A 21,446-nucleotide genomic window follows, 5' to 3' on the forward strand; every position below is an offset into this window, starting at 1 on the left:
GACTTCAATTATTTACCACCCATATTTAAAGTCATTACAGCCTTTGCTGTATGCAGTCTGTTTTCTGCTTCAGTATATACTATCGAATGAGGACCATCTATGACAGAATCTTCTACTTCATTACCACGATCAGCAGGCAAGGCATGCATGTACATAACATCATCATCTGCCAGGGCCATCCTTTCTTCAGTACATTTCCAATCCTTGTTAGCTTCTAATAAATCATCAATCACATCATCAGCTTGATTACTGACCCAACTTCCCCAGTTTTTAGGAATTACTATATCTGCATCCCGATAAGCTTCATCTTGATCATGGGTTATTTTAAATTGACCATTGTTTGCTTCTGCATTCTTTCTCGCTTTTTCAATCACCCAGTCAGGCATCTCATAGCCCTCTGGATAAGCAAGGGTAACATCCATTCCATAGCGCGGGAAAAGTAATGTCTGGGTTAAAGGAACAGAAATAGGTTTTTTATGGCTGGTAGCATAAGCCCAGATAATTGAAACTTTCAAATTGCTTTTTGCTTTTTTCTTTTCTATTATTGTCATCAAATCTGCAATACCCTGCATTGGATGGTAAAGGTCACACTGGAGATTCATAACAGGAACTTTTGCGTGTTCCGCCAGTGAACGCAGATACTTATTTCCTACTTCCCAGACACAATTTCTACAGGCTAAGCCATGACCATAACTACCCAGTATTATTCCTGTATCTTTAGCAACCTCACCATGAGAAACCTGCATAGTACTTGTGTCTAAAAAATTAGCATGACCTCCTAATTGAGCTAAACCAGCTTCCATCGAATTTCTGGTTCTGGTGGACTGCTCAAAAAACATTAAAAATGCAGTTTTATCCCTCAAATATGGGGTAGGAACTCCCATCGCGAATTTCTTTTTTAAATCAAATGAAACTTCAAGCAGTGTATCTATCTCATCTTTTGTCCATTCTTCTAATGTAATAAAATCTTTCCCTTTTAATTGGGTCTCCATTTCTAAAATCCTCCTCTTTTATAGGTACCTGGTACTTATAAATATTTTTTGTGTGTTAATTCGCCAGGTATCGGCAGTTATATTGCCGGTACCTGGTAAATATCTATACTAAATTGTCGGTTTGTTCAGGCATCTGCTCAGCATATTTTTCTACATACAGCTTCGGTAGAGCAGCATATAAAGCTGCAGCCTTAACTAATTCTGATTTCCAGGTTTTTTCATCTGGAGCATGAGCTTGATCTTCATGACCTGGGCCGAATCCAATACAGGGGATTCCGTGTCTGCCCATAATCGAGACCCCATTTGTAGAAAATGTCCATTTATCAACCAGAGGGTCTTCTTTAAATAAATTCTTATATATCTCAACTGTACTTTGACATAAAGGATGTTCCTCTTCAATCAACCAGGTTGGAAAATATGCATCCATAGGATAAACAAAACCTGTATATGATGGTCTTTGATATTCATACATCTCTACTTCTGCCTCTGCCGCTTTAACAGCAGGCAATTCTCTGATCTGTTCTAAGGCAAACTGCCAGCTTTCTCCAGCAGTTAAACGCCTATCAACAGAAACACTACAGCCATCTGCAACGGCACAGCGGGAAGGTGAACTATAAAAAATCTCTGAAACTGTTAAACTTCCTTTGCCCAAAAACTGATGGGGAGTTAAATTGGGATGTAATTCTTTTAACTCATTTAAAATAGGGGCCATTTTAAAAATAGCATTATCTCCTCTTTCCGGAGCAGAGCCATGACAGCTAACTCCATGGGTGCTAACCTTAATTTCCATCCTGCCCCGATGGCCACGATAAATATTACAGGAAGATGGTTCTGTAATTACTACAAACTCAGGTCTAATACCTTTTTCTTCAATTAGATAATGCCAGCAGAGACCATCACAGTCTTCTTCCTGTACAGTGCCTGTGATCAGTAGAGTATAATTATCTTCTAAATCTAAATCTTTGATGATTTTGGCTGCATAAACCATTGAAGCCATTCCACCTTCCTGGTCACTGGCTCCTCTACCAATAATTATTTCTTCATCTTCATAACCTTCATAAGGGTCATACTCCCAGAGAGATTGATCACCAATTCCAACAGTATCGATATGAGCATCTATGGCAATTAGATGTTCACCACTACCAATATATCCTAAAATATTGCCCATTTCATCGATCTCAATCTTATCAAACCCGACCTTTTCCATTTCTTCTTTAATCCTCAAAATAACTTTTTCTTCATTACAGCTTTCACTGGGAATTCTAATCATATCTCTTAAAAAAGCACTCATATCTGCTTTATATTCTTCGGCTTTTTCTAATATTTTATCGTATTTAATCAATATTTTAGCACCTCCATAATTATTAATACTTAATTTGTTATTAAAGAATATTTTAAAAATTTGGAGGAGTAATAGCTGAAATAAAACGCAGCTCTTCACTGCCAATACTCTTAATTTTATGAGGAAGACTGGCTTTATAATAGATACTGTCTCCTTTTTTTAACTTATATTCTTTATCACCAATTATTATATGCATTTTACCTGCTAAAACTATCGTACATTCTTCTCCCAAATGATTTAGAGGTTCTTCTGAAGTTTCTGCACCTGGTTCCATACAGGCTTCTATAACCTCCATGTCCCTATTTAAATCAGGAGAAAGCAGTTCAAAGGTCAAATGTGAGCCAGGAAAATTAAGTATTCTTCTTTGCTCTTTTCTGACAACCGCATTATGGCTTTCTTCTTCGATTAAAAAATAGAAAATAGGAACTTCTAAAGCTCTAGCAATTTCCCGCAGGGCAGTAATCGATGGCTCAGCCAATCCCCTCTCGACCTGGCTTAAATAACTGGAAGTTTTATTTATTTTCTGAGCTACATCATTTAAACTCATACTTTTAGATTTGCGCTTATTACGAATTCTCTGCCCAAGCATCTTATTATTACTCATCTCATATCACACCCATTTTCTTAAATATCTCAGTTAATTTATCTAAATCAGGTTCGACTTCAATCGGGTTTCCAGCTGCCTTTCTAGCATTTTTGATATCTTTAAGTCCATTACCGGTTATTACAACTGCAGCACTTTGATCTTTTTTTACAATTCCATCTGCCACTGCTTTTTTTAAACCTGCTAATCCTGCTACACCGGCTGGTTCAGCAAAAACACCACTTTTTTCACCCAGAGTTTTCATCATCTGCAGTATTTTTTGATCACTAACATTTATCATATCTCCCTCAGAATCTCTGACTGCTCTAACTGCTTTAATCCAGTTCCGGGGTTTACCAACTGCTATACTGTCAGCTATAGTATCTTCTTTACTAACTTTCAGCTTCTCATTACTTTTAAATGCCTCAGTTATTGGGGCACAACCTTCTGCCTGCACACCAAGTAATCTTGGCATTTTATCAATAAATCCCAGCTGGATTAAATCATATAGCCCTTTATATGCTCCAGCAATTGTACAACCATCTCCAACCGAAAAAACCAACCAGTCTGGCATCTGCCAGTTCAGTTGTTCAGCCAGCTCTATAGAAACAGTTTTTTTGCCCTCAACAAGATAAGGATTAATTGCCGCATTACGATTATACCAGCCCCATTTATCAATAGCTGCTGCCGATAGATAAAAAGCTTCTTCATATGTACCTTTAACAGAAACAACATCTGCTCCATAAACTAATAGCTGGGCTAATTTCCCAGCTGGAGCTCTATCAGGGACAAAAATAACCGACTTCATTCTTCCCCCCATTGAGGCAATATTGCCTGCCAATGAAGAAGCTGCATTCCCTGTTGAAGAACAGGCAACAGTCACTGCACCTGCTTCCTGGGCTTTAACCACCGCCATAGCTGAAGCCCGATCTTTTAAAGATGCAGTTGGATTTAAACCATCATCTTTAATTATTAACTTTCTTATCCCCAACTCATCTGCTAAAACCTGAATATCATAAATAGGAGTATTTCCAACAGCTAACTTTGGCTTTTCAGTATTTTCTTCTATAGGTAAAAGGGGAGTATAACGCCAGATTCTCTGATCAGAAGTATTTTTTAATATCTCTTTTGACCAATCCCTTTTTATTTTTGAATAATCATAATCAACATCTAAAATACCATCTTCACAATCATCACAGAGATAACGTTCTGGATCTGCCTCATATTTTTTAGCACATTTAATGCAATGAAGGCCTTCAACATATTTCACAATTTTCACTCCCATCATTTATAATTTTTTAAGAACTTTTTAATTTTTCCAGCAGGCCTGTTTTCTGATTAAAGTCGATAATTAGTTTATCTATTTCTTCAGCTTGAGAGTGGATACCACCCCAGTAATTATCGTAATCATACCACTGAGCTTCTAATTCTTCTGAACTGCGTCCCTGTTGTTCAACCCAGGTATAGTACTTAAGATTATGAACTCTGCGTCTTTCCTCCAGTCCCATCTCCAAAGTGTTATCGGTAGATATACCTCTTAAATAACGGTGATAATCTCTAACCGCATCTTCCCGAGTATACTCTCCCGCCTCGGCCCGCATTTCTTCCAGTCTTGAACTATATAGTTCAAGTGAATCAGTTAAAACCGTAATCAGCATTTGCTTTTCATCTAATTCATAATATTTGGCCATTTTAATTGCACCAACTAAATTAGCTATACCAGATATACCAAGCAGTTCAATTTTAGCAATAAAATCTTCCGGAATACCCTGTTCAAGTAAATACTCCCTACCGGCTTTTTCATTGAATAAGCGGAGTAATGACATGGTCCTCTCATCATCTATACCTACAGCCATATCAGTATTTTTTACATTATGAACCCAGGGAATATGTTTATCTCCAATCCCCTCTATTCTGTGGGCTCCAAAACCGTTGCTTAAAATAGTGGGACACTGTAGTGCCTCCCCAACAGCGATTTTGCTTTTCGGATATTTATCTTTTAAATAGTCTCCAGCTCCCAGGGTGCCTGCAGAACCTGAAGTAGCGAAAAAGGCAAAATAATTATCATTTTCTCCTTTTTCTTGTTCTATAACTTCTTCCATTGCTGCTCCTGTGACTTCATAATGCCAGAGGTGGTTGCCAAATTCTTCAAATTGATTAAAAACCGTAATATCATCTCTTGTTTCTTTTAATTCCCAGACCTTATCAAAAATTTCTTTAACATTACTTTCTGTACCCGGGGTTGCTATAACTTCTCCAGCTACTTTTTCCAGCCATTCAAAACGTTCTTTACTCATACCCTTTGGTAAAATCGCAATAGAATCACAGGCTAATAATTGAGAATTATAAGCTCCACCTCGACAGTAATTACCCGTCGAAGGCCACACAGCTTTACTGGAACTGGGATCAAATTGTCCTGTAACAAGCTGAGGAACCAAACAACCATATGTAGCCCCTACTTTATGAGCACCAGTTGGAAACCATTTTCCAACTATTGCAAAAATTCTTGCTTTAACACCGGTTAATTCTGAGGGGAATTCAATATAATTAACCCCATCATAAAGTCCACCACTTTTTTTAGGCTCATTTTTCCAGCTAATTCTAAAAAGATTATAGCTGTTTACATCCCAGAGACCTATATCTCTTAACTTTTCTTTGATTTGTTTAGGAATTAATTCGGGATTCTTCATTTGAGCAAAAGTAGGCAAAATAATATTATTTTCTTTTGCTTGCTGAACTGCTTTTTCTAATTTTTTACTATTATAATCTAAGTTAATCATATTAATCCCCCTTATTTAATTAAATCTCACTTTATATATTCAATGAGATTTAACTTTATCCTGCAATAAAATAGATATAAAAGAAAAAAATACCCGTATACAAACGGGCATTTAGAAAATATATTAATCTGTATTAACAATTTCATAACTGGAAGTTATTTCAGCATTTAAAGAGCTGCTGGCAGAACAATATTTTGTTTCAGATAGATTAATTGCTCTTTCGACCTTTCGCTCATTTAAATTTTTACCAGTAAATTTATAATTTAAATGGATTTTTGTAAAACGTTTTGGTGGTTCCTCGGCTCTCTCAGCTTTGATCTCTAACTTGAAATCTTCTAATTCAGCTTTCATTTTTTCTAAAATTAAAACTACATCAATTCCTGTGCAGCCACCTAAACCTGTTAGCAAAAGCTCCATTGGTCTTGGTCCGTTGTTGTTACCGCCAGATTCTTCTGAAGCATCAACAGTAATTTCATAGCCGGACGGCAGATCACTTGAGAACTCTAAACCTCCCTGCCAATCTACATTAACATCCATAATTAAAAACCCCCTCTTACAATTTATTTATTTTTCTTTTCATCATTTGAATTTGACTTCTTATTCCCATGATGATGTTTTTTATGCCCTTTATGTTTTTTACCACATTTTGGGCAATGTCCAGGCCGAACTACTCGATAATCTCCACCTTCAAAACGGATAGCCTTGCCACAGGTTAGAGCATCAGCCGCTTTTTGTCTGGCTGAAGTTAAAACCCTTTGAAATGTAGGCCTTGAAATTTTCATCATTTCTGCCGCTTCTGCTTGAGTAAGACCTTTAACATCTTTTAAGCGCAAAGCCTCCACTTCTTCCATTGTCATTTCTACTGTTTCTAATTGCTTAGCTGGTACTCCAGCCGGTTTAAAAAATTTTATTTCTGGAAGTTGTTCTATAATACGATCTTTGGTAGGACGAGCCATAATTTTTCACTCCTATTATTTCTGCTTGATTTTATCAGCTTGATTTAAAAATTAAAGCCATTATAATTTCTTTTCAGCAACCATGCCTAAAATAGCTACTGCATCTTTTGCTGAAGAATAGGGAGGTGCATAAGCTAAATCCAATTGGAATAAATCTGCTGCAGTCATTTCTGCCTGAATAGCGGTTACTAAAACATCGATTCTTTTATCAGAACCGTCTCCACCAATAACCTCTGCCCCAAGTAATCTGCCATCATTATTGGCAAAAACACCTTTTATGTTAATTATATCAGCACCTGGATAATATCCAGCATGATTACGAGCTTTTATTTTAACTTCTGTAACTTCAAAGCCATTTTTTTCTGCTTCTTCTTTACTTAATCCTGTTCTAGCTGCTGTTAAATCAAAAATTTTAGTAATCCCCGTTTTTATAATACCACTATGTGAATATGAGCCTCCTGCAGCATTTTCCCCAGCAGTTCTTCCCTGTTTATTAGCTGTTGAGCCAAGTGGTATCCAGGCAGCTTTGCCTGTAATCAAATCTTTTGATTCTGCACAGTCACCAGCAGCATAAATATCTTTAAGATTTGTCTCCATCTTTTCGTTGATTTTTATTGCTCCTGTTTCCCCTATTTCTATTCCTGCTTTTTTAGCAAGCTCAGAATTAGCCTTAACCCCGATTGATAAAAGGGCCAGATCTGCCTCAATTTCTTTGCCACTTTCTGTAACTACCTTTTCTAATTTATCTCCACCTTTAAAAGCTGCAACTCCATCATTTAAAACTAAATCTACGTCTTTTTCCTGCAGCTCTTTTTCAACTAGTTTGGCCATTTCCTGGCTGAATGGAGGTAAAACCTGTGGCTGCAGCTCAATAACTGTTGTTTTTAAACCCATTTCAGTAAATGCTTCTGCCATTTCCAGGCCGATTAATCCTGCTCCAATTATTACAGCTTTTTTTGTAGTGTCTCTATTTGCTGCTGCTTTAATTCGATCACCATCTTTTACAGAACGAAGCACAAAAATATTTTCTTTTTCAAAACCCTCAAAAGGTGGTTTGATAGGAGAAGCACCTGTAGCAATTATTAACTTATCATATTGATAAGCTCCATCCTGACCAGTAGCAAGATTTTTATAATAAATCATTTTTTCATGGCTATCAATTTCTCTAACCTCATGTTTTAAGCGAACCTCAACTCCATATTTATCTTCAAACTCTTCTCCTGTAAAGGCAATTAGTTGATCGCGATCAGGTATAAGACCGGAAATATAGTATGGTAATCCACAGCCACCATAAGATATTTCAGTACCTTTTTCAAAAATAACTATTTCTGCATCTGGATCTGTTCTCCTTGCTTTAGCTGCTGCACTCGTTCCTGCAGCCACACCACCAATTACTGCTATTTTCATTTTTTATTCCTCCAATTCTAAGTTTTTAAGTTAACATCTATTCTTTTCAACGACTTTAAAAAGTGTATTATTAACTGTACTTTCTGCTGGATGAGATATTTCTGCTAAATTTTCAAAAGTCTTTTTTAAAGAACAATTAATAAAACCAGAAGGAAGATGACAATTAATATCCTCGTCAATTAAATCGAAGTGTCTTAAAGCAAGTTCTGCAGCTGAAATTGATTTTAAAGCACAGCTCCCTTTAGCTCCATCACAATAAACTCCACTTACATCACTAATTAAATTGTTTATTCCATACTCTATTTTATCACTTTTATCTGCTAAATATAGTAAAGCAGCCAACACACCTGGGGCTGCAGCATAAAAAAGCCCACATAATGAAGATAACCGCCCAATATATATTTTAGCATAATGACCAACTAAATGAGCAAGCATAGTTGCTTTAAATATTTCTGTTTCAGATTTATCAAAATATAATTGAGCACTGTGATAAGTAACTAAAGAAATAAAAATTCCTTGATTCCCACTGCCAGAAGAAGCCAATGCAGGTGAAGGCACTCCAGCCATTCTTGCCTCGGTTCCATCAGCAGCCATTGCTGCAATTTTATTAATCTCATTAAAAGTTTTTCGCTGTCGATATTTATTACCAACTCCAGAGCCTAATCCATCTTTACCTGCCCTGGCAATATTGGTATTTAACTTTAAACCATCTTTTAAAAATTTTAAATGTTGTTCAGTAAATTCTTTTTCCACAATATCGATCAAAGCAAATATGTCCATGGCTTTTAATTTTTGATCAAACTCATTATTTTCTAAAGAGTTATTTTCTATATCTGCCCGGTATTTAAGCTCTCCATCTACAATTATTTCTTTTAAATCATCATGATTTCCTTCTATTAAAGCTTTTACCTGATTGTCAGCTTTTATTAAAGCCTCTACATAAACCGGCTCATGATCTTCCAGTACTTCAAACTTCACCTTATCTATTATAGCTAAAGCTGAATCCAGTTTATCTTCCAAATCAGCAAGGATCGTTAATTTTCGTTCTAAAGCATCTTCCGCAAAATATCCTAATGCTGCAGCAGTTTTATTGCCATAATAGTGGCTTATCCCGGGCAAACCGGTTGACATACCATTTTTATAGACAAAACCATCCAGTTTTATTATTATCTCTTGTAGCTCCCCCTGACTGTATTCTGAAGCTGCTGCAACTGCAAAGGCTACAGCACCAGGTTCAGTACAGCCCTGGGCTAAAACGAGTTCTTTAGCTATAAAATCATCAAGCATCTTCTCCATCTTTCCACCTCTATTTATTAAATTATTAAATTATGATCATTAATATTTTATCTAAATACAATATTCTATATAATTTATTTAACTCCTTTTATAAAATCATAAGAAGAAGCTAAAGGCTGTAAAATTGAGCGAAAATTTATAATTATATTTTTTTATAAAATTCCTTGACGGTATTAAAATCTTATGCTATTATATTTATTGCAGTTAATAAATAAATGCCCTCATCGTCTAGGGGTCTAGGACACCAGGTTTTCATCCTGGCGGCAGGGGTTCGAATCCCCTTGAGGGTACCAAATGCGATTAAGATAGCCAATAGGCTATCTTTTTTTATTTTTTTGACCATAACTTTTAAATTTTTGCAGCATCTTTTCCATTTCTTGATCTGATAAAATTACCGGTTCACCAATTGATCTGGCCCGATAATAACTTTCTGCAACAAATTCAAGCTCTTCTACAATATTAAAAGCATTTTCTATAGAATCTGAACCTGTTAATAGCCCATGATTGGCCAAAATTACTGCATAACGATCTTCCATTGCTTTAAATGCTTTTTCAGCCAGTTCTTTAGTTCCAAATGTCGCATAATCAGCACAGCGAACATTTTTACCTGCTAAAGCTATCATATAATGGGCAGCCGGTAAATCTTCTCTTAAAATTGACATCGTAGTACAATAGATAGAGTGGCAGTGGACTACTGAGAAAATATCATCTCTCTTTTTATAAAAAATCTGATGAAGCTCATATTCACTGGAAGGTTTTCGCTTTCCTTCAACTATATTACCTTCTAAATCCATAACAACCACATCTTCTACTTTGCAGGCAAAATAATCAATTCCACTGGGGCTGATAGCCATTAATCCCTGCTCAGGCTTATAGATGCTCAAATTACCCCCGGTTCCCTTTGTTAAACCACTTTCAATTAGTTTTTTTCCATACTCAACGATCTTTTTCCGCTCATTTTTTAATTTCATCTTTACCTCCTAATGCTTTTAATAGTCCAATTAATATTTGATTCTTTAAAAAAACCCTAAAAAATGCTATAATTTAATAAGAATATTCTTAATCTTATAATTAAATTTTATCAAATCAAAAAGAAATATTCCAAAAAAGTTTTAAGTTTCTTTTTTAATACTACATAATAAAGGGAGAGGATTTAAAATGAAAATTGAAGCAAAAGATTCTGTTTATGAAATGTCAGCCGAAAATGAAGCGGTTGCAAGCTGTAAACCAGGTGATAGTGTGGTTTTTGAGACCAAAGACTGTTTTAGTAATCAAATTCGTGATGAAGAAACACTTTTTGAGTCAACCGACTGGTCAACTATTAATCCTGCAACTGGACCTTTAGAAATCGAAGGTGCAGAAATAGGTGATACTCTAAAAGTAGAAGTTAAAAAAATAGATATAAATGATCAGGGTGTAATGGTAGCAGTTCCTGATATGGGTTTTATGGATAGCTTTATTAGTGAATCAGAAACCAAAATAATCCCTATTGAAGCTGGAAAAGCTGTATTCAATGATAAAATTAAATTTGATTTAAACCCTATGATCGGTGTAATTGGTACTTCTCCTGGCAAAGATGAAGATGGTGTACCATGTGGTACCCCAGATTCTCATGGAGGTAATATGGACACAAAGGTTATAACAGAGGGTGCTACATTATATTTCCCGGTTAAAGTTCCTGGTGCAATGCTGGCTATGGGAGATCTTCATGCAGCAATGGGAGATGGAGAAGTTGTAGTAACCGGAATAGAAATCGCTGGTGAAGTAACAGTTAAAGTTGATTTAATTAAAGACAAAGAATTAAGTGATCCCATGGTAGAAACAGATGATGCCTTTTATACAATTGCATCAGAAGTGAGTTTAGATCATGCTGCTCAAAAAGCAAGTAATAATATGTTTAAATTTTTAAATGAAAGACTTCCACTAAGCAATAACGAACTAGCAATGCTGATGAGTATTGCCTGTGATCTGCAGATAAGTCAGGTGGTAGACCCTAAAAAAACAGTTCGAATGAGGGTTGATAAAGAAACACTCAAAGAATATGATCTAAAATACTAAATTAATTGAGAGCTGCTGTCCTGATAAGCATAATTAGAGTTCCTGCTAAAACTACAAAACCTACAAGTGAAAACATTGCCTGGATTGACATAAAGTTTACTAACAATCCCAATAAAGCAGGTGAGGTGCTCATTCCAATATATTTCATGGTATTAAAAAGTGCTATCACAGAACCCGAAAGCTCTTTAGGTGGCAGGTCAGTAGCTCTATCATAAACAACGGGACTTAAAAGTCCCATCCCTAAACCAAAAATAACAACACTCATTAAAACAATAATATTACCCTGGCTCCAGACAGGGAATAATAATAAAGCAGAGGCAATCAAAATAAAGCCTCCTCCAACCTTAAACTTCCATCTTATATTTTTAAAAAGCTTAGCCCTAGAAGCTACAATAGCAGAAAACATACCCTGTAGTGATAAAGCTACTCCGGCAATATTTTCTCCAAAACCATGAAAATTATTTAAAAAGATCGGAACAAAAGTTACAACAGTATAAAGTAAGAAATATGTAACAAAAGCATAACCAAAAATCTCAACAATACTCTTTATTTTCAAGACTTCAAATAAAGATGAAATATATTTTTTCAAAGAAGTATCCCTATTTTCAAGTGCTTCCTTGTCAGGATTTTCTTTTAATGCAGGAGCTGTTTCTGGAATAAAGAGATAGAAAAACACTGCCAATATAAGAGAAAAACCATAAACTATAAAAGGCAATCTCCAATCAATATAAACTAAAAAACCTCCCAAAAGAGGAATCACAACGGCACCTAAAGATAAGGTCCCTGTTAAATAACCCATGATATTAAGTCGTTCATCTCCATCATATAAATCACCAATAATGGTCATCGCCACTGGAATTAAACCGGCTACCCCTATCCCCTGAAAAAAGCGACATAATAAAAGCAGGGCAAAAGTTGGTGAAAAAACACTCAACAAACCAAAACTGCCATCTATAATTAAACAGGCTAAACCAACCTTTTTCCTACCCAACCTATCAATCAAATAACCAAGTATAGGTAAACTAAAAGCAGCTGATATTGTATAAACACTTAGGATAAGGCCTACAGTACCACCTTCAACTCCAAATGCTGCTCCAATTGTAGGTAGCCCAGGCGCTACTAAAGCTCCTCCCATTACTCCAAATGTCCCCATAATTATTACTAAAAATAACTGCAAAGTTATACCTCCAACTCAAATGTCAAAAATGGTTAATTTCTTTTTATACCAAAAAAAGAACGTAATTTCTTCTTCATTCTCACAAACTGACGTCTTTTTTTTCTTGCCGCAGAAACTTCCTTTTTATAATATTCCCATTTGTTTAGTGAATAACTTTTGAAAAATATGTCTTTTTCCTGCTCGGTAAATTTTAGTCTTTTTAAATCATTGATTTTATCTTTTTTGGTAAGTTTTTCTTTGATTCTTCCCCTATTTAAATCAATATAATAAAGTTCAGGTTTGGTTTCATAATTTTTGACTAAAATATTACCAGCATGAAGATCATTATGTACAATACCCGCCTCATGCATTTTTCTAACTTCTTTCCCTAACTGAGGCATTAAATTTTCTATTTTATCTCTTTCAGGATGATTAAAATCTTTAGCTATCTCAAGCATATTAAAATCATAATCAAGATATTCTGTAATATAGTAGCTAAATATAAGTTCATTTGTTTTTCCACGCTTTTCAATTACTGCAATAGGAGCAGGAGTTTTTAATTTTATCTTTTCTAATTCTCTAGCAATCTTTAAAGACCTTTCTGCTTTTGAAGGAATAAATCTAAAACGTAGTTTGTCATATAATTTGTCAAGTTTAAAACTCTTAATCACAATATCCATCTCTAAAATTGGATCATAAACTTTAACTAACTGATTTCTTAAATAATATATCGTTTCTCCAATTTTAATTTCTTTTTCTTTCCCGAATTTATCAATAAAATATTTTATCCATTCTGGAGGTGTATTGGCTTTAACCAAAATATCTATATTATTTTTTTGATATGAAATAAAAGATTTATTTTTAGATTTCATTTAATATACTTCCTTTGAAAATTATTAATCTTTATTTTCTTAGCAATAATAACTTTTTATTCTTGATTTTAACGAAGATTAATTTTGTCAAGAGCATTATTAATATCTGTCAATAAATCTTGGCTTGTATTTTTAATAAATTCTTTATGAATACCATCAACAATTACAGGTATTTCATCAATTCTCAATACTTTTGCAATAGCCAAGCGATGATTACCACTACTACATATATAGTGAAATTCACCATTTCTACCAATAGCAATTCTAATTTCATCATAGATTTTTCTTCCTTTAAGACTTTCTCCAAGTTCTATCTGACTTTTATAACTATTTTTTTTAATTTCTTCAAATAATTTTTTATATTTAAAGAATCTGTTCTTTATTTTTCTTTCACTCATGTTTCCTTCTAAAGCTTTATACTCATCTGTATTATAAAAATCAATATCTTCTTCAAATAATTGAATTATTGTTCTAAAACCAATAGATCCTATTTCATTTTCTATTTTTAAATAATCTGGAAAAAGATCTTTTTTATACATATCCCAATCTCCAGTCCTTAAGAAGTTATTATAAAAATCATTTTTTTCAATGGCTTTGTTCGTTTTAGGACTAAACAAAAAAGTATTTAATAAATTATTTTTGATCCAGATTACTCTATTAATTTTAGGATGAATTATATTTTTTCTTTCGTATAAATCTAATTTATTAATTGTTTTAATTATTTCATTTATGTTTTTTTCTTTTCTTACTTTATAATATTTTTTTTCCCAATAGTAACTAAACAATTTACTATTACGAATAATTTTTTTGTAAAATTGTTGAAATTTCATAATAATCTCCTCTAAAAATTTCTATTTGGTAAATTTCATTTATTCATTTTCAAGCTTTTTATTATGACTACTTTTATCTAGTTCAAGATATCTTAAAGAAAAACCTAATCCTACAACTACCCAGAAAAAGTTCCTTGTTTGTGCTTCTGTAATATTAGTTTCTGTTAAGCCCATTATAAGAAATGAAATTACAAATAAAGTTATACCTAAAAAAATATTTTTCACTAAATTATTTTCTTTTTCATCAAACATCAAATAAGAAGTAAAAAATAGCTTAATTAAATAATAATTCAAATAAACAAATATTAAAAAACCAGGTATACCTGTTGAAGCTAAAAAGAAAAAATAGTTGTTATGAGGACTTGACCTTGAACGATCTGTATATTCTAGATTATAGAAATATTCACTATAATTTTTAAATCCTACACCTCTTATTGGGTTTTCTATTACAGCATCTATTGATGCTCTCCACATAACTAATCTAGATTGAATCCATTGATCTTCAAGGTTAAATGAAGATAAAAATCGTGATTGATAATTACTGGGAGCAAAAAATATTATCAAAATCATTAAAATTAATAATAAAATAATGATCTTAGGTTTTTTAATTAAGGCAAATAAAAATATTACTACGATTAAAGCGATATAAGCTGCCCTAGTTAAAGAAAAAATAACCGCAGTTGTATAAGAAAAAATCATTATAGATAAGACAATATATTGCCATTTTTTATTATTTTTTCTAAATAGTAATGGTAACAATAGCGCAATTCCCATGACAGAAACATTTGCAGATGTTATAGAAAATCTAGCAAATCCTTCGGCACGTCTAACACCTTCAACTAAATGTTGATAATTAGCTACAAAACCCGAAATTGTTAATATAGTTAAAGATATAATTAATACTTTATAGATTGTTTTTTTCTCTTCAAGTAAATTTAAGATTGCTAATGGCAATAAAATACTATGAGTAGTTCCAGTACCTAAAGATGTCCAAAAAGCATTTGTGGATAATATTAAAACAAGTGAAAGACCAACTATTGGCCAATATTTAACACTTTTGTTAAAATCAATATCTTTCATAAAAATTATTTTTATTAACCAAGCCAAAAAAATTAAACCTGTACCTAAGCTAATAAAAGCTCTTCCCATATGTGAACCAAATGCATAAATATAAATACCTGAAAGAAAAATATATTCTACTATCTTTTTTTTATTATTAATAATATTATCCATAATATACTCCTTATAAATTAATTGATTATTTAACTAACAAAAAGATAACGTCAAGAACCTTATATAAATAAATCAATATCTTTTTTTAAATAGTTGATGAAGTTGATCTTTTGCAGCTAAAAATCCTCGCATTTTTCTGTCAGACCATTTTGAGTTGTATTCAATAATTTTTAGAAATAATATTTTTTCAACTACTTTTAAATTAGGTAAACTGTTCATTGACCTTAATCTTTTTCTGTTTTCTTTATTGTCTCTTTCAATCGAGTTTGTTTTATAAATAGCTTTATGTATGCTTTCTTAGATATTTATAAAATATTAATAGTTCACCTTTATCCTCATACCAGCTTTAAGTTGCTTTAGAATAGGTTTTAATCCATTTAAAATCAAATTCTTCTAAAGCCTTTTCTACAAACTATCTGCTAAGTAATCTATAGATTTTTTTAAATATTTAACGATTTCATAGGTATCTTTCTTTCTAACTTTGACAATTGTATTATGCACTTTATGAACTATGCAATGCTATACATCTGCTTTGGAAAATAATTTTAAAAAAGAATCTTTAAGATCTGTAAGACCATCCATAACTCCTAGAATGTCTTACTGGACTCTGCGTTCTTTTAAATTGGTTAGTATTTCTGCTGATGCATTAGCACCAAAATAAAAATCAAGTATATCACGATATCCCTTTTCATTAATACCAATGATAATATACACAGATTCATTTGCAACAGTATCTCGTCTGACTTTTATGCTCATGCCATAAATGAAAATAAAACTGTAATGTTTTTAAAGTGTTCTTTCTACTTTTTAACCTCTTTAAGAGCAACATTGTTTAGATTGCTGAGATTAGTACTAATGTACTTTTGTCCGTACATTGACTCTATTCAATCTACCATATAGCGGGTGGAAAGACCATTAGCATAAATATTCATGAGGGTTAATCCTTATAGTTGGGTTTTATTTCGTCAAAAAATATTTCACCCATTCAAAGCAGGGTCCTCTTTTTTATTTAAAAAATATATTTATATAATTTATTGTACACTAAAATTCAAACAATTCATTTATATAATAGTTATGTTTTCTTAAAAAATATGTATTATTTTCATCAATAACATTAATCAATTCTACGTTTATATATTCAATGATTTTTTTTTGATATTTACTTTTATGATTTATCAAAGAGTATTCTAAGAAATCTTTTATATTAAATAAATTTCTATGTTCTTCTTTTAAACTATATAAAGTCAAATATATAAAATCAGATAAACTTTTTGCTTGTAATTTCAAAGGCAATATGGGCCATTTATATATATTATCTACATCTATTAAACTTATATTAAAATTCTCGTCTTTATTAATTATAAAATTTGGAGTATTTGGATCTTTATGCATGAAATCATTCTTTATTAATTTATTCCAAATGTCAGCTAATTTAATAAAAATTTTATTTTTTTTATAAATATTATAGTCAAAATGATTCTTTAAAAAAAAATCTAAAGTTATTCCTGGAATAGCTTCTGTAATAAAGATACTTTTATAACTAAAAAAAGATTTTTTTATTGTAACAGCACATATAGGATCAAATATTGGAATACTTCTATTTTTTAACATTTTTGTTTTTGTTAAATGTCTTACTGCTTCTGTTGGTCTAAATAAATTTTTTATTAACTTTTTCTTTCTAAACGGATGATAAGTTTTTACATAATATGTTTTATTATTTTTTAACTTTATAACTTCATTATTATTTTCTCTTTTCTTTAATAATTGCTTATCATAATTCTCAATTTTTTTGTTGTAAACTAGAATGTCAATCATTTCATTAACTAAATTTAAATCTATATCATTAAGATAATAAAATTTAATTTTAGAACTATATGATTCTTTTTTTATATTCAGAAAATCAAACATAATTATCACCCTCTATAATTATCATAAACAAATCTCAATATTTCTAATCATTATATCAATAGTAAAATTATTTTCTATTATCTCTCTGCCTTTTATACCCATTTCTTTTTTATTATTTTGGGCAATCATCTTTAAAATTTTACTTTCAATATCTCTTGGGTTTTCACTTTCTGCTAAATATCCACTTTCTCCATCAATAACTAACTCAGAGATATTGCTTACATCTGTACTGACAACCGGTAACTTTGCTGCCATTGCTTCTGCAATAACAAAGCCAAAACCTTCCCAACGTGCAGTATGAACTAAAAAATCTAACCCCGGTAAAATATTATAAACATCATCTCTAAAACCAGTAAATATTATATAATCATTTAAATTCTTTTTCTTTACTAACTCTTTTAATTCTTGTTCCCTATCTCCACTACCAATACCCAGAACAACAAAGTTTTTCTTTTTTTTAACTGCTTTTCCTACAGCTTTAATTAAAAATTCATGTCCTTTTTGATAATTCAAACGTCCTATATTTCCTATAATAATTTTATCTTCTTTTATATTAAATTCTTCATATAAGTTTAAAGGCTTATTAGCAGCTTGATCAATTTTATTTAAATCAATACCATTATATATTATCTCAATTTTATCTTCACTTAACCACTGGGATGTATTTCTCAAAACAGTCTCTTTAGTAGCTTTCGAATTAGCAATTATATCAGTGACACAATTTCTAAGCAAATACTTATTATAAAATCTATTTTTAATTGGGATAGCACTACCTCGCCGATAAATAATTCTATCTAATCCAGCAATTTTACCGCAGATACCTCCAAATTTCAAGTCCTGAGACATGTTTAAAAACAAAATATCTATCTTTTGTGATTTCAAAAATTTAATAAATTTATATGATTTTAATGGATTCAAAAAACTTATACCACTTTTTACTCTCACTTCTTGAGTTTTAATTTTTGCTTTTTTTGCTCTCTCATATAATTCTGTATTTTTTGCCGTAGCTACATAGACATTATAGTCTTTTTTTTCATTAAAAATTTTGGCAGTGGTATAGGTCCATTTTTCTCCACCACCCCATACTGGACAACTATTTAGAAAAACTATATTCTTCAATTTTTCTCATCCCCAAATTTATTCAATTCCCAGAGTTTAATGCTTTTTAAAAATTGATAGTATGATGATAAAATAGATAAAATCAATCCCTGACTACCCAATAAAACCCCTTTTTTTAGAAGATACTTCTTTATAAATTCTAAAAAAGGTCTAAACAATAAATAACTTATACCTATTTTTTTACCTTTATTATATTTCTTCTCTGCATCTAAGGTAGTATAGTGATTCATTTTAGCTATATAACTCTCAAGATCTTTGTATGTATAATGAATAAAATCATTTTCTAGTCTTTCTATATTTTCATTTATCTGTGGAGATTCATGGACCAGACCTTTATAGCGAAATTTCGCTTTAAATAATCTTAAAGTGTAATCTGGATACCAGCCACAATACTTAATCCATTTACCTAAAAAATAGTTTTTACGCGCAATTTCATATCCATTAACCATTGAATTATCTGCTAAATTTTCAATCTCTTTTCTCAATTCTTCGGTAACTCTTTCATCAGCATCGATGACAAATACCCAATCAGTTTTAACTTTTTCTAATCCAAAATTACGCTGTGAAGCAAAATCATCAAATTCTCTCTGATAGAACTCTACATTAGCAAATGAATTAGAAATTTTTTTAGTATTATCATCACTATAAGAATCAATAACTATAATTTTATCAATCCAGTTAATTGATTTTAAACACTCTTCTATATTTTCTTCTTCATTATACGTCAATACTAAAGCTGTAAGATTTTTCATCATATCAAATCCTCAGTTTGCAGAAGATCAATAATCTTTTCTGCTTTAATTTCCCTCATACACTTAAAATGTTTTAATGGACACTCATGTTCTCCACAGGGCCTACAATCTAAACCTTTGTTTTTAATTATTATATTTTTGGCTCTACCTCTCGGAGCATACTTTTCTTCATCAGAAGGGCCAAAAATAGTAACGGTATTTGTTCCAACAGCAGCCGCAACATGAACAGGGCCAGTATCTCCACTAATTATTAAATTAGCTTTTTTACAGACTGCAGCAAGTTCTAAAAGAGAAGTCTCTCCAGTAAGATTATATGTTTTCTCTTTTTTATCAATATGAAAAATAATGTCTTTTACTCTTTTATTGTCTGAAGGGCCACCTACGAATAAAATATCATGACCTTTTTCTATTAATAAATTGGCTAGTTCTGCAAAATATTTTTCAGGCCACCTTTTGGTTTTCCAGCTTCCACCAGTGTTTAAAACAATAAATCCTGCTTTCAGACTTAAATCTTTAAGTTTTTTCTCTGCAGTCTGAATATATTTATTTTCAATCCTTAAGGTTGGAAATAGTTTTTCTCTTTTGTTAGAAATCTGACTTACTTCAAGAGCTGAATTGTTTCGGTCAAAATATTTTTCTAACAAATGACTCTGCTGAAGGCTCTTTATAAAATATAGATAAAAATCTATCATATGAGAATTTATAGTATCATCAACTTTTTGATCTAAAAAAATGCCCCTGCCTTTAGAACCATAACCAATTACTTTATCAGCAGACACAATTTTTAAAAGCAGAGCAGTTCTCCAATTACCGTGAATATTTAATGCTAATTGATAATTATTTTGCTTTATTTCTTTAGCAAATTCGTATGACCTTAAAACATTCCAATTTTTATTATAACTATAAACATTGTCTATATTTTTATTAACCCTCATAATCTCAGCAAAATTACTGTTAGCAATCAAATCTATTCTTGCTTTTGGAAAAAGCTTTCTCAATTCTGCAAAAAAGGGATGGGCAAAAATTAAATCTCCTAAATATAGCAAATCAATAACTACTATTCTTTTAATTTGATTCATTAGTACCATCCTCTAATTTTATTTCATCGAGCTTTTTTCCTGCTATTCGCATTACCTGGGCCACACTTATTGACTTCATACACTGCATATTACGGCTGCAAGTTTTATCCCAACAACGGATACATTTTAAACTATTGTCCTGGATTACAGTGTGTCCTTCGCCATATGGACCATGTGTAACTGGATTTGTTGGTCCCATAAGAGCAATGACTTGTAAACCAATCGCTGCAGCTAGATGAGTTGGACCAGTATCTCCACCTATATAAAGATCTGCTCTATTATATATCTCTGCTAATTCCTGCAAATCTGTTTTCCCAGCAAGATTACTATAAAATTCTTTATTTCCTTCATATTTATCAATTGCTTCTCTATCAGCATTTGAACCTGTAAAGATAACATAGTAACCTTCTGCTATTAACTCATCTGCCAGTTCAAAATATCTTTCTAAAAACCAGTTTTTTGACTCCCAGGTAGTAAAAGGATTTAATATAATTATCTTTTTATTTGTATCAATTTTCTCTATTTCAAATAATCTACTTACTCTGCTTTTAATAACAGGAGTTATTTTAAGACCATAATTAACTAATTCTGTGTCAACCCCAAGAGCTTTTGCAAGTTCTAAGCTTCTTTCTACTTTATGTAATTTCTTTTCTTTTAATTCAATTTTCGCCTGGTAAAAAAATTGACTTAACTCTCTACCATCAGCAGGCCCCATTCTAAGTTCAGGTTTAATTAAAAAAGAACTAAAAGAACTTTTGAAAAGACCATGTAAATCAAGAGTTATATCATAATTTCTTTTTCGCATCATTTTATAAAAAGACCAAAATTCTTTCAGAGTATGGATTATGCCCTTTTCTTTTATATCATTTTTCCATTTTTTTCTAGGCAAAATAATAGCATTGTCTAAGTAAGGATTCATATTTACTAGTGGAAAAGCCTTATCTTCCACCAACCAGTCTATCTGAGCATTTGGATACTTTTGCCTAATGCCATAGGCTGTTGGTAATGAATGTATAACATCACCAATTGCACTTAATCTTATTATCAATATCTTCTCTGCTTTATCATCAAGCATTATAATCT

At 31.9% G+C, this 21,446-nt stretch carries 20 protein-coding genes, 1 tRNA gene and 1 pseudogene; 2 read left to right on the plus strand and 20 right to left on the minus strand.

The window, feature by feature from the left end; all coding sequences use genetic code 11:
• Positions 1 to 8: 8 nt before the first annotated feature.
• The 9 genes from HALSA_RS10825 to HALSA_RS10865 all read right to left on the minus strand — a co-directional run bounded on the left by HALSA_RS10825 (position 9) and on the right by HALSA_RS10865 (position 9,356).
• Entirely contained in the window at positions 9 to 992 is a 984-nt protein-coding gene (locus tag HALSA_RS10825; protein ID WP_013406594.1) for an ornithine carbamoyltransferase, read from the minus strand.
• Between the two features lie 103 nt (positions 993 to 1,095).
• On the minus strand, positions 1,096 to 2,334 hold the full coding sequence (locus tag HALSA_RS10830) for a YgeY family selenium metabolism-linked hydrolase (protein WP_013406595.1): 1,239 nt from the start codon (positions 2,332 to 2,334) through the stop codon (positions 1,096 to 1,098).
• A 52-nt stretch (positions 2,335 to 2,386) separates the two neighbouring features.
• Positions 2,387 to 2,938: a helix-turn-helix domain-containing protein gene (locus HALSA_RS10835; RefSeq protein WP_202943504.1), complete on the minus strand. Its 552-nt coding sequence runs from the start codon at positions 2,936 to 2,938 to the stop codon at positions 2,387 to 2,389.
• A gap of 1 nt (position 2,939) precedes the next feature.
• The gene (locus tag HALSA_RS10840; protein ID WP_013406597.1) at positions 2,940 to 4,187 is read right to left on the minus strand and encodes a threonine synthase; all 1,248 of its coding nucleotides are present in this window, start codon (positions 4,185 to 4,187) and stop codon (positions 2,940 to 2,942) included.
• A 28-nt stretch (positions 4,188 to 4,215) separates the two neighbouring features.
• Positions 4,216 to 5,697, minus strand: coding sequence for a pyridoxal-phosphate dependent enzyme (locus HALSA_RS10845; protein WP_013406598.1), 1,482 nt, complete (start codon positions 5,695 to 5,697; stop codon positions 4,216 to 4,218).
• Positions 5,698 to 5,820: 123 nt separating this feature from the next.
• Complete coding sequence (locus HALSA_RS10850; RefSeq protein WP_013406599.1) at positions 5,821 to 6,234, minus strand: OsmC family protein; 414 nt, start codon at positions 6,232 to 6,234, stop codon at positions 5,821 to 5,823.
• A 23-nt stretch (positions 6,235 to 6,257) separates the two neighbouring features.
• The gene (locus HALSA_RS10855; RefSeq protein WP_013406600.1) at positions 6,258 to 6,653 is read right to left on the minus strand and encodes a DUF134 domain-containing protein; all 396 of its coding nucleotides are present in this window, start codon (positions 6,651 to 6,653) and stop codon (positions 6,258 to 6,260) included.
• A gap of 60 nt (positions 6,654 to 6,713) precedes the next feature.
• Positions 6,714 to 8,060 (minus strand): FAD-dependent oxidoreductase, encoded by a 1,347-nt coding sequence (locus HALSA_RS10860; protein ID WP_013406601.1) that lies wholly within the window; start codon positions 8,058 to 8,060, stop codon positions 6,714 to 6,716.
• 30 nt (positions 8,061 to 8,090) lie between these two features.
• On the minus strand, positions 8,091 to 9,356 hold the full coding sequence (locus HALSA_RS10865) for an L-cysteine desulfidase family protein (RefSeq protein WP_013406602.1): 1,266 nt from the start codon (positions 9,354 to 9,356) through the stop codon (positions 8,091 to 8,093).
• A gap of 217 nt (positions 9,357 to 9,573) precedes the next feature.
• On the opposite strand from HALSA_RS10865, the gene HALSA_RS10870 reads away from it, so the two are divergent.
• Positions 9,574 to 9,649, plus strand: a tRNA-Glu gene (locus tag HALSA_RS10870).
• Between the two features lie 24 nt (positions 9,650 to 9,673).
• Here the strand turns inward: HALSA_RS10870 and HALSA_RS10875 are convergent.
• Positions 9,674 to 10,327, minus strand: a complete 654-nt coding sequence (locus HALSA_RS10875; RefSeq protein ID WP_013406603.1) for an L-fuculose-phosphate aldolase — start codon at positions 10,325 to 10,327, stop codon at positions 9,674 to 9,676.
• A 187-nt stretch (positions 10,328 to 10,514) separates the two neighbouring features.
• Between HALSA_RS10875 and HALSA_RS10880 the strand changes: the two genes are divergently transcribed.
• Complete coding sequence (locus tag HALSA_RS10880; RefSeq protein ID WP_013406604.1) at positions 10,515 to 11,414, plus strand: acetamidase/formamidase family protein; 900 nt, start codon at positions 10,515 to 10,517, stop codon at positions 11,412 to 11,414.
• A 1-nt stretch (position 11,415) separates the two neighbouring features.
• Here the strand turns inward: HALSA_RS10880 and HALSA_RS10885 are convergent, their stop codons facing one another.
• The 10 genes and pseudogenes from HALSA_RS10885 to HALSA_RS10930 form a co-directional block, all read right to left on the minus strand.
• Positions 11,416 to 12,591 carry an MFS transporter gene (locus tag HALSA_RS10885; RefSeq protein ID WP_013406605.1) on the minus strand — a complete coding sequence of 392 codons (1,176 nt, stop codon included), beginning with the start codon at positions 12,589 to 12,591 and terminating at the stop codon, positions 11,416 to 11,418.
• Between the two features lie 32 nt (positions 12,592 to 12,623).
• Positions 12,624 to 13,442: a lipopolysaccharide kinase InaA family protein gene (locus HALSA_RS10890; protein WP_013406606.1), complete on the minus strand. Its 819-nt coding sequence runs from the start codon at positions 13,440 to 13,442 to the stop codon at positions 12,624 to 12,626.
• Positions 13,443 to 13,510: 68 nt separating this feature from the next.
• Positions 13,511 to 14,272, minus strand: a complete 762-nt coding sequence (locus tag HALSA_RS10895; protein ID WP_013406607.1) for a hypothetical protein — start codon at positions 14,270 to 14,272, stop codon at positions 13,511 to 13,513.
• Between the two features lie 39 nt (positions 14,273 to 14,311).
• A complete protein-coding gene (locus tag HALSA_RS10900; protein ID WP_013406608.1) occupies positions 14,312 to 15,505 on the minus strand; it encodes an O-antigen ligase family protein in 1,194 nt (397 codons plus the stop codon).
• 59 nt (positions 15,506 to 15,564) lie between these two features.
• Positions 15,565 to 16,440 (minus strand): annotated as a pseudogene (locus tag HALSA_RS13370) (IS256 family transposase); the annotation flags it as partial.
• Positions 16,441 to 16,546: 106 nt separating this feature from the next.
• Positions 16,547 to 17,413: a lipopolysaccharide kinase InaA family protein gene (locus HALSA_RS10910; RefSeq protein WP_013406609.1), complete on the minus strand. Its 867-nt coding sequence runs from the start codon at positions 17,411 to 17,413 to the stop codon at positions 16,547 to 16,549.
• A gap of 21 nt (positions 17,414 to 17,434) precedes the next feature.
• A complete protein-coding gene (locus tag HALSA_RS10915; protein ID WP_013406610.1) occupies positions 17,435 to 18,532 on the minus strand; it encodes a glycosyltransferase in 1,098 nt (365 codons plus the stop codon).
• On the minus strand, positions 18,529 to 19,287 hold the full coding sequence (locus tag HALSA_RS10920) for a glycosyltransferase family 2 protein (RefSeq protein WP_013406611.1): 759 nt from the start codon (positions 19,285 to 19,287) through the stop codon (positions 18,529 to 18,531). The genes HALSA_RS10915 and HALSA_RS10920 overlap by 4 nt, the downstream gene beginning before the upstream one ends.
• Complete coding sequence (waaF, locus tag HALSA_RS10925) at positions 19,284 to 20,363, minus strand: lipopolysaccharide heptosyltransferase II (protein WP_013406612.1); 1,080 nt, start codon at positions 20,361 to 20,363, stop codon at positions 19,284 to 19,286. Before waaF ends, HALSA_RS10920 begins: the two co-directional genes overlap by 4 nt.
• Positions 20,350 to 21,438 carry a glycosyltransferase family 9 protein gene (locus tag HALSA_RS10930; RefSeq protein WP_013406613.1) on the minus strand — a complete coding sequence of 363 codons (1,089 nt, stop codon included), beginning with the start codon at positions 21,436 to 21,438 and terminating at the stop codon, positions 20,350 to 20,352. The genes waaF and HALSA_RS10930 overlap by 14 nt, the downstream gene beginning before the upstream one ends.
• Positions 21,439 to 21,446 lie beyond the last annotated feature (8 nt).

Source organism: Halanaerobium hydrogeniformans (assembly GCF_000166415.1).
Classification (GTDB): Bacteria; Bacillota; Halanaerobiia; order Halanaerobiales; family Halanaerobiaceae; genus Halanaerobium; species Halanaerobium hydrogeniformans.

Coding starts and splice junctions, on each gene's coding strand:
- HALSA_RS10825 (WP_013406594.1), bottom strand. CDS start 992: ATGGAGACCCAATTAAAAGGGAAAGATTTTATTACATTAGAAGAATGG.
- HALSA_RS10835 (WP_202943504.1), bottom strand. CDS start 2,938: ATGAGTAATAATAAGATGCTTGGGCAGAGAATTCGTAATAAGCGCAAA.
- HALSA_RS10845 (WP_013406598.1), bottom strand. CDS start 5,697: ATGATTAACTTAGATTATAATAGTAAAAAATTAGAAAAAGCAGTTCAG.
- HALSA_RS10850 (WP_013406599.1), bottom strand. CDS start 6,234: ATGGATGTTAATGTAGATTGGCAGGGAGGTTTAGAGTTCTCAAGTGAT.
- HALSA_RS10855 (WP_013406600.1), bottom strand. CDS start 6,653: ATGGCTCGTCCTACCAAAGATCGTATTATAGAACAACTTCCAGAAATA.
- HALSA_RS10860 (WP_013406601.1), bottom strand. CDS start 8,060: ATGAAAATAGCAGTAATTGGTGGTGTGGCTGCAGGAACGAGTGCAGCA.
- HALSA_RS10865 (WP_013406602.1), bottom strand. CDS start 9,356: ATGGAGAAGATGCTTGATGATTTTATAGCTAAAGAACTCGTTTTAGCC.
- HALSA_RS10875 (WP_013406603.1), bottom strand. CDS start 10,327: ATGAAATTAAAAAATGAGCGGAAAAAGATCGTTGAGTATGGAAAAAAA.
- HALSA_RS10880 (WP_013406604.1), top strand. CDS start 10,515: ATGAAAATTGAAGCAAAAGATTCTGTTTATGAAATGTCAGCCGAAAAT.
- HALSA_RS10890 (WP_013406606.1), bottom strand. CDS start 13,442: ATGAAATCTAAAAATAAATCTTTTATTTCATATCAAAAAAATAATATA.
- HALSA_RS10895 (WP_013406607.1), bottom strand. CDS start 14,272: ATGAAATTTCAACAATTTTACAAAAAAATTATTCGTAATAGTAAATTG.
- HALSA_RS10900 (WP_013406608.1), bottom strand. CDS start 15,505: ATGGATAATATTATTAATAATAAAAAAAAGATAGTAGAATATATTTTT.
- HALSA_RS10910 (WP_013406609.1), bottom strand. CDS start 17,413: ATGTTTGATTTTCTGAATATAAAAAAAGAATCATATAGTTCTAAAATT.
- HALSA_RS10920 (WP_013406611.1), bottom strand. CDS start 19,287: ATGATGAAAAATCTTACAGCTTTAGTATTGACGTATAATGAAGAAGAA.
- waaF (WP_013406612.1), bottom strand. CDS start 20,363: ATGAATCAAATTAAAAGAATAGTAGTTATTGATTTGCTATATTTAGGA.
- HALSA_RS10930 (WP_013406613.1), bottom strand. CDS start 21,438: ATGCTTGATGATAAAGCAGAGAAGATATTGATAATAAGATTAAGTGCA.